The organism is Pseudomonas sp. P5_A12, from assembly GCF_056400685.1.
The window spans coordinates 1-4,434 of the sequence record NZ_JBFUKU010000373.1 but is presented as its reverse complement, the minus strand read 5'-3'; the positions used below and the strand labels follow the sequence as shown (position 1 = coordinate 4,434).

General features: G+C 58.9%; 5 protein-coding genes. 4 read left to right on the top strand and 1 reads right to left on the bottom strand.

Annotation, left to right across the window (positions count from 1 at the left end):
* The first annotated feature begins 82 nt into the window (after window positions 1–82).
* The 4 genes from AC1DSG_RS28135 to AC1DSG_RS28120 all read left to right on the top strand — a co-directional run bounded on the left by AC1DSG_RS28135 (window position 83) and on the right by AC1DSG_RS28120 (window position 3,045).
* Window positions 83–916, top strand: coding sequence for an alpha/beta fold hydrolase (locus tag AC1DSG_RS28135; protein WP_477793792.1), 834 nt, complete (start codon window positions 83–85; stop codon window positions 914–916).
* A gap of 48 nt (window positions 917–964) precedes the next feature.
* Entirely contained in the window at window positions 965–1,414 is a 450-nt protein-coding gene (locus AC1DSG_RS28130; RefSeq protein ID WP_477793791.1) for an acyl-CoA thioesterase, read from the top strand.
* A gap of 105 nt (window positions 1,415–1,519) precedes the next feature.
* Window positions 1,520–2,479 (top strand): tRNA dihydrouridine synthase, encoded by a 960-nt coding sequence (locus AC1DSG_RS28125; RefSeq protein WP_477793790.1) that lies wholly within the window; start codon window positions 1,520–1,522, stop codon window positions 2,477–2,479.
* Between the two features lie 119 nt (window positions 2,480–2,598).
* The gene (locus AC1DSG_RS28120) at window positions 2,599–3,045 is read left to right on the top strand and encodes an Hsp20 family protein (RefSeq protein WP_477793789.1); all 447 of its coding nucleotides are present in this window, start codon (window positions 2,599–2,601) and stop codon (window positions 3,043–3,045) included.
* 40 nt (window positions 3,046–3,085) lie between these two features.
* Here AC1DSG_RS28120 and AC1DSG_RS28115 read toward each other — a convergent pair whose 3' ends face one another.
* A complete protein-coding gene (locus AC1DSG_RS28115) occupies window positions 3,086–4,417 on the bottom strand; it encodes an IS4 family transposase (protein ID WP_477793793.1) in 1,332 nt (443 codons plus the stop codon).
* Between the last annotated feature and the right edge of the window lie 17 nt (window positions 4,418–4,434).

Below are 4,434 nucleotides of genomic sequence, written 5' to 3'. Positions count from 1 at the left end.
GGAGAGTTGTCCGATCGATTGCTGCGTGCCGCCAAGTCGGCGGTGCAATGACCTGAAGGCAGTGGCCTGAGGAGTGAGAGCGATGAGCACGTTGAAGTGGGTTCGTGGCGTTAATGGCACCTTGGGCTGGTTCGCACCGAAACTGGTTGCGAGCAAAATGCGACTGGCATTCATGACGCCGCGAGAGCTTCCTCCGCGTGATTGGGAGCTGCCGCTTCTGGCGAAGTCCGAACGTATCACGCTGCGCTTCGGCCTTTCGGCATTGCGTTGGGGGCAAGGCCCTGCCGTGTTGTTGATGCACGGTTGGGAAGGCCGGCCGACGCAGTTTGCCAGTATTATCAATGCACTCGTCGACGCTGGTTACAGCGTGGTCGCCCTCGACGGTCCGGCGCATGGTCGTTCGCCCGGCGAAGAGGCGAACGTCGTGCTGTTCGCTCGGGCCATGCTGGAAGCCGCTGCCGAGTTGCCGCCACTGCAAGCGGTCATCGGTCATTCGATGGGCGGCGCCAGTGCCATGCTCGCCGTTCAATTGGGCCTGCGCACCGAAACCCTGGTGACGATTGCCGCCCCTGCGCGAATTCTCGGGGTGCTGCGTGGTTTTGCACGTTACGTGCGGCTGCCGCCCAAAGCACGTTCGGCTTTCATTCGTCAGGTCGAGAAAGACGTCGGCATGCGTGCCGCGGCGCTGGATGTCGTCCACTATCAACTCGACATGCCCGGCCTGATCGTCCATGCCGAAGATGACAACTACGTGTCGGTCAAGGAATCCGAACTGATCCATGAGTCCTGGTTCGACAGCCGCTTGCTGCGCCTGGAAGAGGGCGGCCATCAACGGGTACTGGCCGATCCTCGGGTCATTGATGGCGTGTTATCACTCTTGGCTGGTCGCAGCCTGCATTCGCGCCAATCGGCGTAAGCATCCGTTACACTGCCCCGGTCGACTTTATCTGACCGGGAGTGGGGCATGAGTTGGGATCGGGCAACGCCGTTTATCATTGATCTGCAAGTGGGCGCCGAGGACATCGACGGGCTGGGTCACGCCAATAATGCCGTGTACGTGACGTGGCTTGAGCGCTGTGCCTGGCGCCACTCGCAGCGTCTCGGTCTGGATCTGGTCGAGTATCGGCGGCTGGACCGCGCGATGGCGGTGGTGCGTCACGAAATCGATTACCTGGCCGCAGCTTACGAAGATGACGAATTGCAGTTGGCGACCTGGATCGTCGATTGGGACCAGCGCCTGAAAATGACCCGGCACTTCCAGTTGAAGCGTCCGCGTGACAACACCACATTGCTGCGCGCCCAGACCACGTTCGTCTGCATCGAACTGTCGACCGGCAAGCCCAAGCGCATGCCGGCCGAGTTCATTGAAGGCTACGGCCCGGCGTTGCAGATGTTGGATACGACCAATATCTAATGTGGGAGCGAGCAGGCTCGCTCCCACAAGGGAATCTGCGATGTTCTGCAGATTCCCCGCGCAATCCAGTAAACTGCCGCACGTTTTTCGTTGAGTGTGTTTTTCATGCAAATTGCTTTGGCGCCCATGGAGGGGTTGGTCGACAACATCCTGCGGGACGTGCTGACCCGTGTGGGCGGTATTGATTGGTGTGTGACCGAGTTCATCCGGATCAACGACCAGCTGCTGACGCCTGCCTACTACCACAAATTCGGCCCCGAACTGCTGACCGGTGCCCGCACCGCGTCCGGCGTGCCGCTGCGCGTGCAACTGCTCGGTTCTGATCCCGTGTGCCTGGCGGAAAACGCCGCGCTGGCCTGTGAACTGGGCTCTGAAGTCATCGACCTGAACTTCGGTTGCCCGGCCAAGACCGTCAACAAGTCTCGCGGCGGCGCGGTGCTGCTCAAAGAACCTGAACTGCTCAACCAGATCGTCGAACACGTCCGTCGAGCGGTGCCGGCACACATTCCGGTGACCGCCAAGATGCGCCTCGGCTTCGACAGCCCGGACGGCTCTCTGGTGTGTGCCACAGCCCTGGCTGAAGGCGGCGCCGCGCATATCGTGGTGCATGCCCGGACCAAAACCGACGGCTACAAGCCGCCGGCGCACTGGGAGTGGATCCCTCGGGTGCAGGACGTGGTCAAGGTGCCGGTGTTTGCCAATGGTGACATCTGGAGTGTCGAAGACTGGCGTCGTTGCCGTGAAATCAGCGGCGTGAAAGACATCATGCTCGGTCGCGGCCTGGTCTCGCGGCCGGATCTGGCCCGGCAAATCGCCGCGGCGCGAGCCGGTGAAGAAGTGGTCGAGATGTCCTGGGCCGAGTTGTTGCCATTGATCCAGGACTTCTGGTTGCAAGCCAAGGCGCAGATGACGCCCCGCCAATCGCCCGGTCGCTTGAAGCAATGGCTGGCGATGCTGACCCGCAATTATCCGGAAGCGGTTGAGCTGTTCACCGTCCTGCGTCGTGAGACCGAACTCGATCACGTCTCGCGTTTGCTCGGTCTGCAAGTCAGCGAAGCGGCCTGAAAAAATCTCGAATTAATCTCTTGAAATGCAATCAACGGTCCCTATTTAAGGGTTACGCGATGCCGAATTCGGGTCGCGGAGACAAAAACCTTGCTGATTGTTTTCAGGAGATTTGAACCATGACTACTGCATTTTCCCTGGCGCCACTGTTCCGTTCCTCGGTGGGTTTCGACCGTTTCAACGACCTGTTCGAAACCGCCCTGCGCAATGAGCCAGGCAGTACCTACCCACCTTACAACGTGGAAAAACACGGTGATGATCAATACCGCATCGTCGTCGCCGCGGCCGGTTTCCAGGAAGAAGACCTGGACCTGCAAGTCGAGAAAGGTGTGCTGACCATCAGTGGCGGCAAACGTGAAGGGAACGAAAGCGTGACCTTCCTGCACCAAGGCATCGCCCAGCGTGCGTTCAAGCTGTCGTTCCGCCTGGCGGATCACATCGAGATCAAGGCCGCTGACCTGCGCAATGGCCTGTTGAGCATCGACCTGGTGCGTATCGTGCCAGAAGAGGCGAAAGCCAAACGCATCCCGATCAACGGGACGCAAAAACCGGCTCTGCAGCACTAAGGCCGATCAATGAAAAGGGCGCCATCTCGGCTAATGCCAGTCAGTTAAGCTGACTGGCATTTTTCTTTCTGATCGGATACTTCGGGGATTTGAGCCTGATAGCCCGGGGGTAGATGCGCTCCTCTCGCCGATGAGGCAGGACGTAATGCATGGCTGAAGCATGCAGCTCAGCCAGGTATTTGGGGATGTTCCCGGAACGGTCGGCGGAGACGCTATTGATAAACCCGAGGATCGCCCAGGTACACGCGGTAAAGCTCATTTCGCATGGGTAAATGCCGGGACAATGGCGACTCATCTCCACCATCTGATACCGCAACAGGTTGTAGCCCAGCAACACTCCCCACAGTTCCTGCTCAATCATTTCTGGCGTCTTGCTGCGCAGCGTATAGCTGCTGTTGAGCAAGGTTTGTTTCATCTCCCGAAACCCTAATTCGATCTCCCATCGCTGGCTGTACAGGTCGACGATTTCGTCGGACGGGAAACGCAGCGGGTCGGCCATTGACGTCAGAATCTGACAAGCCTTGCCCTTGACGGTTTTGCTCAGGARCCGCGCAGTCAGGCGCTCCGGCAGTCCTGGCCATTGCTTGYGGGCCTGTGGCGAAGTGCTCAACRAGACCACCATATCCTGACGGCCCAAGCGTTGAATGACTYCGTACTGCGCACCTTTGCGCAGTGGCATCAGCCAATGGCGCTCGGTGCCTGCTTGCTGCCATTGGTGCAGCAAACCCAAGGAATAAAAGCCGCGATCGAACAGCGTTAACGAGTGATCAGGCGTGGTTTCGATCAGCTGTTCCGCCAGTTTCATTTCGTTGCTGCGGTAACCATCAAATGCACTGCCGATCAGCAAATGGYTGGTCAACTCCATTTGGCAGACCATGCGCACMTGAGGAAAGCCAGTGTCACCATGTTGATTACTGGCCGAGTCATAGCGTGCTCGATTTTCTGCCGTRTCGGGYGTTCGCCAGACGACGCCGTCGACCCCCAGCAAACGCAGCCCGGCCCAGGTCGGATGACCGGCCGCTTCATGCCAACTTTTCTGAGTCAGATCGAAGACTTGTCGTACAGCCTCGCTACCCAGCCTCTGACGGGCTTGAACCACTGCGCTGGGCGCCACCAGCGGACGTTGACCYGGCAGCATAATGTTCATGCGACTGACCACATCCCARGCTGACATCCGCCGAAAGAACGCCATGGAAATCACGCACCAAAGCATCATTTCCAACGGCAGACGGCGTTTGCGCAGGGTTGCTACGCCTGCCTGTTCCAGTGCCTGCTCGACCAAAGAAGGATCGAGCAACGAATCCAACCCCTCGATGGCGTGGGGAGTGGAGGCGATGTTGTGAGTCAGTTCCAGTGCCCGAGCGAGACGCATAAAAAAATCCGATACCT